Annotated in this window: 5 protein-coding genes and 1 pseudogene; 3 read left to right on the top strand and 3 right to left on the bottom strand. The window is 38.1% G+C overall.

The features are described 5' to 3' along the window. A pseudogene (locus AKL11_RS09730) lies at nucleotides 1-704 on the top strand (ISKra4 family transposase); the annotation flags it as partial. A gap of 121 nt (nucleotides 705-825) precedes the next feature. On the opposite strand, the gene AKL11_RS09725 reads toward AKL11_RS09730, so the two are convergent. Further along, nucleotides 826-1,509 carry a hypothetical protein gene (locus tag AKL11_RS09725; RefSeq protein ID WP_067516832.1) on the bottom strand — a complete coding sequence of 228 codons (684 nt, stop codon included), beginning with the start codon at nucleotides 1,507-1,509 and terminating at the stop codon, nucleotides 826-828. A 150-nt stretch (nucleotides 1,510-1,659) separates the two neighbouring features. Here AKL11_RS09725 and AKL11_RS09720 point away from each other — a divergent pair, with 150 nt between their 5' ends. Beyond that, a complete protein-coding gene (locus tag AKL11_RS09720; RefSeq protein WP_157673491.1) occupies nucleotides 1,660-2,268 on the top strand; it encodes a hypothetical protein in 609 nt (202 codons plus the stop codon). Between the two features lie 134 nt (nucleotides 2,269-2,402). On the opposite strand, the gene AKL11_RS09715 is transcribed toward AKL11_RS09720, so the two are convergent. After that, nucleotides 2,403-2,612 (bottom strand): hypothetical protein, encoded by a 210-nt coding sequence (locus AKL11_RS09715; protein WP_067516828.1) that lies wholly within the window; start codon nucleotides 2,610-2,612, stop codon nucleotides 2,403-2,405. Nucleotides 2,613-3,073: 461 nt separating this feature from the next. Beyond that, nucleotides 3,074-4,465 carry a hypothetical protein gene (locus tag AKL11_RS09710; protein WP_067516826.1) on the bottom strand — a complete coding sequence of 464 codons (1,392 nt, stop codon included), beginning with the start codon at nucleotides 4,463-4,465 and terminating at the stop codon, nucleotides 3,074-3,076. Between the two features lie 572 nt (nucleotides 4,466-5,037). Between AKL11_RS09710 and AKL11_RS09700 the strand changes: the two genes are divergently transcribed. Continuing rightward, nucleotides 5,038-5,436 (top strand): C2H2-type zinc finger protein, encoded by a 399-nt coding sequence (locus AKL11_RS09700; protein ID WP_067516821.1) that lies wholly within the window; start codon nucleotides 5,038-5,040, stop codon nucleotides 5,434-5,436. Nucleotides 5,437-5,657: the final 221 nt, after the last annotated feature.

Raw genomic sequence — 5,657 nt, 5'->3', positions numbered from 1 at the left:
ATATTTCTGATGTCGTGGCCAGTATTGCCCAGGCAAAAGAAGAAAGTTGGACTTACGACATTCCTCAACTACCAGAGCCAGTAGCTACCGTATCTATTGGTCTGGATGGAACAACTCTGCTCTATCGTGATGGCAACTACCGCATTGCTATGTGTGGAACCATTGCATTATTGAATGATGACGGTGATCGACTTCATACGMTCTMCTGCGCTGCAGCGCCTGAATATGGCAAGCAAACCTTTATGAAGCGATTTTCTGCAGAGATAGAAAAAGTTAAACGACGATTCCCTGATGCCACTTATGTTGGCGTTGCCGATGGTGCTCCCGATAACTTGACTTTCCTTAAGCCTTTTGTGTCCGTTCAGGTTCTGGATTTTTATCATGCTTCTGAGTATGTGGCAGACGCTGCGGAAGCGATCTATCCGGGAGTTAAAAACAAGCAACAACGGCATGCATGGCTGAAAGAAAAACTCTATGAGCTGAAACATGAAGTTGGTGGAGCACAGCGTCTGACCAAGGAATTAAAGAAATCATCACCGGGGAATAATCGTCTGGCATCGATGGAGAAGCTGTATAAGGCAAGAACCTACTTTAAGAACAACTGGAAAAAGATGGTCTATCCGGAAGCCCTGAGCGCCCATTTACCAATCGGCTCTGGGGTTACTGAAGCGGCCTGTAAAATATTGGTGAAACAGAGGATGTGAAGATCAGGTATGCGCTGGAAAGAAGAAGGTGCCTCAATGCTGTTAACACTCCGAGCGATCATATGTTCAACAGGACATTGGTCATCTTTTTGGAAAAAAATGAATCAATACGGTTTTCCAATTACTCATAACCTTCAGGCAGGACATTGATCAGGCTGAGCACCCCACCAGAACCTTCTTTAATTTCAGGTTTCAGCTTCACTTTTTCGCCAAAAGCCGTGGATCCAGCACATTGAAGCCGTTCATAACCTGTAATGAATAGAGTGTCTATATTGTGATTTTTGAGATCACTCTTGATTGTTGGGTAGGCAGAAAATTGTATCCCTTTATTATCAATTACCTTATTAAACTTATGATATTTATCATACTTTTTCATACTCGGGGGGATGACCTCTTCAACATTCTTTATCTCAATATGGAAAATATGTAAGTTTCTGCTTTTAGCAAACTCTAAAAGTCCTAAGATTCTAGACATGCTACCTAATTCATCACTGCCATTTTTGTTTTTACAGCCTTTTATATCAATCATAACAATTGCAGGCTTTTTATTATCTGAAATTAATTCATCTATTTTGTCAAAGCTTGAGGTTTTTCTTGTATCAGCTGCAACCCATTCAGTTTGTCTTGAATTCAAATTTCTCATATCACTTTTGAGTATATTTTGATTTATGGCTTTTAGATCTTGAAAACTTGAGCTGTCCATGACTTTTCTGTCAAATATTTTCTTGCTTGAAGGCTTTGAAGGCAATTCTGATTTTAATGTCTTTAAGCCAGTAAAACTGGTGTCAGGTCTTTCATCGTGCATTACAAATGGATGGTATTCAGGTTTATAATTTTCTAAAATGCACGATGAAAGATCTGACCCTTATTTTGCTCCAAGGGACCAACCCTTAAACTCGTTCGCTCTTATGGCCACCATTTTATCGCTGTTGCCAAGGACTCGGATCATAAGGCATTGTTGGAAAGCGTTGAGGATCTGGACCGGGAAGGCAAAGTTCAGCGATTCACTTATACCGACAAGCGGGGGCATCGGCACTCGTTTCACTACGTAAATGGCGTTCCACTCAATAAATCACACCCTGACTTTATGGTCAATTACGTGAACTATGTGGAAACGGATCCTGACGGGAAAGTAAAATACTTCAATAGCTGGGTAACCAGTCTGCCAATTCACAACCATATGTGTTGCATGAAAATCATGCGGGGAGGACGCGCTAGGTGGTTAATTGAAAATGAAACGTTCAATACACTGAAGAATTTGGGTTACAGTCTGGAACACAACTTTGGTCATGGTGAAGATAATCTGTCAAGCAATCTTGCTTCCCTGATGCTCCTTGCCTTTCTGATTGATCAAATTGTTGAGCTTTCCTGCTCCTTATTTAATGAAGCACTGAAGGCTAACAAACGGAAAAAGACGATTTGGGAGAAGCAAAGGAATTTCTTTGAGATTTTCGTGGTTAGTTCTTGGGCATTATTCATGAAGGGGCTGATCTTGCAGGGAGCACCTGAACCAAAAGCAAAAGGCAAGCGAGTTAAACCCGGTGAACAGCAAAACGAAAAATGATCAGCATCCGGAGTTTATTCCCTGATACGGCATAGTTACCAATAAAAAACCATTTTCTTCAGTGTATTTAAATTGGTCGATTGATCAGATTGTTTCTGAGGATTTTGTTCGTGTATAAAAAACTAATGAGATTTTTAAGGTAAAATATCCATTTTTCTATTTTTTGCGGGAATTGCTGGTAACATTCGATCCTTTAGTTCTTCTCGTACCACCTTGAGCATGGCGACAGCAATTTTTAATTTACTGGTGTTTCCTGAAGCCGGCGCTGGAAATGAGATGATTGGAATAGCGGTAAATATTTCGTCTGCCGCTCGTTCAAAATCACAGTAAGAGAGACCCAGCACTGCCCCCAGATATACGTCGGACGGTTACGCTTTTTACTGTGCTGATGATGGGTTCGACAAGCAGGGGATTTATCTGAGTATCGTTCGATAACCCAATCATCAAGTGCGAGAGTGATCGGCTTATCTGTTGGGGCTTTTGGACACACCAGTCGGATCAAACGACACACCAAGTGCTTCCATCGCCACTACCGTGTGATATCCAGTGATGATAGTTACTCCAGACGCATTGATAGTCAATGGACAATAGTGCCTGCGTAACAAAACCGTCCCCTGAAAGCATACAACCAAAGAGCATTTCGCAGAACGTTGGTACTGCAGTTGATGATAGCGCTCTGGCAAGAAAAGTTGTATAAAAAGCGAGCTCCCGGAGGATTGTTCAATGATCTGAAGTGAGCATGGCAGCCATCTCAAACTTGGTGTTTTAACACCACTTGAAGTCTACACAGGAAGTTCTGTTGCACTTATTGATTTAATCCAGCCTTATATATATCAAAGTAAATCTTTTTAATAATAGTGTTGCGTAAGGTGTCTGGATCACTCGACATTTGAATATAGTAACTATACATTCCCCAATCATCTATCCTCTTAGATAATTGCTTCAACTGATGATCATTATGACCTTCAATAAAATTCCTTAAATAATTGCGAGGATATAATATTGAGGTATGCACTTTATAATAAAAAATGAATTTTGCATGTTTCAAAAAAAATTGATAAGCCACTTCCCCAAATTCTATAAGTTCTAGATGCGTGTTATCTCTTATAGACAAACACAATAAAGCTACTGCATCTTTATGTAACAACAAATCGATTATTTGATAGTATGTGAGTCTGCATCCATCTTCACAGCATAAGTTTTTGAAAGCTGGATATTTTGAAAAAATGGATAAGATTGTTTCTAATTTTAATTCTCTGTGTTCTGTATTAGAAACTTGTAAGAAGCCCAATGTTTCTGGCGGACTTTTATTTTCATCTATTCTATAGCTCTCTTCTAAAAAAAGAAAATATAATATTTTATAAGTTATCTTCTTCGTTTTTAAATCGTGAAGAACACTATTCATCTTTTCTAATGGCGGTAGTATATCATGTTTAAAAAGGTGTTGATACTTTTCAAAAAATCCATCAATATAAAATTCCATAAAACAATCATACATTATATCTGACGAAGGAAACATATTTTTATCTATTGTGATAGCTTTACTTTGACAATATCTTATTTTTTCAACAAAGACATTGTGTTTCACTTTTGCAAACTCCTCTTTTCCAAAGATTGTAAAAAATCGTTCTATCGCATTACATTTTGAAATATCAGGAAAAAAATCCATGAATATCTCAATTTCCTCTGCATATCGACACAAGTATTCAAACATTTCTGTTGACAGATTCTTAATGATTTTATTGGTTTTTATTATTTCTTGCTTGATATCAGAGTCAGAAAATTTACTTAAATTCTTTAAATAAAAACTTAAAGGATCTATTGTCGGATATGTTAATAAAGTCTGAATAGTCTTAAATCCTATACAGTCTTCTCTCAGTACTTGAAGTACTGATGAATATTTTTCTAACAACTCCAATACTTGTAATTTTAGCTTATCATTTTCCCATTCAATACCATTTCGTATGATATTAATGTCTGCTAATGGGCAGTATGCCGATATTTTTATCTTCTGAACAAGCGGACCTTGTTTTGTTCTTACATTGAACACGGAAACTACGTGTTCTTGCTCAGGAATAGCTACTCTCCGGTTTAAGCTCTGAGATGAAACAGATGCAACATTCCCCTCCTGACTTTGATAATTAAGAGATTCACCATTTGGTACATATACATTAGTAACACACATAAAATCATTCATATAAAACCTACTTTGATTAACAAAAATTGTAACTGTTCAGCACCACTTTAACACATATCTAGTTCCCGTCCAAAAACGCTGCAGGCCATGCAGGGCAGGCGATCGGGTCAAAAAAATAAATTTTGTTTTGAAATCTGCCCCGCACGGTTTCCGGGGACTGTAGAGGATGTGATGCAATTTTTCCGTGAATTTGAAACTCCTTGAGTCTCTGTGGCCTACGCGCCTCAAGGGCTAGAGTTTCTGGACAGGAACTATCTAGTTCCCGTCCAAAAACACAACCAATTGAAAACTGAAGCATTATTCCTTCAAAGTTAAGGAAAACTGGTGTCAAAAACTGGTGTCAGGTCTTTCATCGTGCATTACAAATGGATGGTATTCAGGTTTATAATTTTCTACAATGCACGATGAAAGAACTGACCCGTATTTTTGGTGCGCAGCACGAACACGATTTTATTGTTAGGCAGCACGATAAAGTATTACCGATACCAAGGCTCGGTGAGATTTCACCATGCAATTGAACTAAATAAACGAATATCCGTCTAACATTGTAGACCAACGAACGAAAACCAGTCATGCAAAATATTACTATACAAAATGCACCCAAAATAAATAAGTCTCTCGAAGGGATTGTAAGTAAATTAAAAGAAAAAATAGAACAAAAAGAAATTAGTTCAACTTTTGACAGAGGAACAGTGGCAATACAAAGTGAGAAATTAGACAATATAATGTCACGAAAGCCAATTATTACCCATACAAGAGCATATTTCAAACAACAGGAATCTATTACTAGGGAACTAGAGGATCGCAATGTTGGTGTGATTTTAAACCAGCAAACATCGAAGCCAGTCTCGAGTAAGAAAAAACATAAGTGCATATTATGCGAAAAATCATTTTCTCAATCATGTCATTTAAAAGATCACGTCCGAATCCATACTGGCGAAAAGCCCTATAGTTGCAGGACGGCGGCATGAGAAGGACAAATGTACTATTAATATACCTCCGGTGTAACCAGAAGTATGATAATGGCAAACTACACACCAATGGTCGTTAGGATCCAGTCACTCATTGAACCTCGTAGCGAGATTCACATTACTTACCCTCTTCCAGAAATCATATTTATCGCTTACATCAGTATCCTGAGTGGCCATACTAAATGGAAAAGCATGGAATGGTTCGCTAAATACAACCAATC

This window comes from Endozoicomonas ascidiicola (assembly GCF_001646945.1).
GTDB classification, from domain to species: Bacteria; Pseudomonadota; Gammaproteobacteria; order Pseudomonadales; family Endozoicomonadaceae; genus Endozoicomonas; species Endozoicomonas ascidiicola.
This window is presented reverse-complemented; position numbering and strand designations above follow the sequence as displayed.

Excerpts from the sequence above, each read along its gene's own strand:
- AKL11_RS09700 (WP_067516821.1), top strand. The coding sequence starts at position 5,038 with ATGCAAAATATTACTATACAAAATGCACCCAAAATAAATAAGTCTCTC.
- AKL11_RS09710 (WP_067516826.1), bottom strand. The coding sequence starts at position 4,465 with ATGAATGATTTTATGTGTGTTACTAATGTATATGTACCAAATGGTGAA.
- AKL11_RS09725 (WP_067516832.1), bottom strand. The coding sequence starts at position 1,509 with ATGCACGATGAAAGACCTGACACCAGTTTTACTGGCTTAAAGACATTA.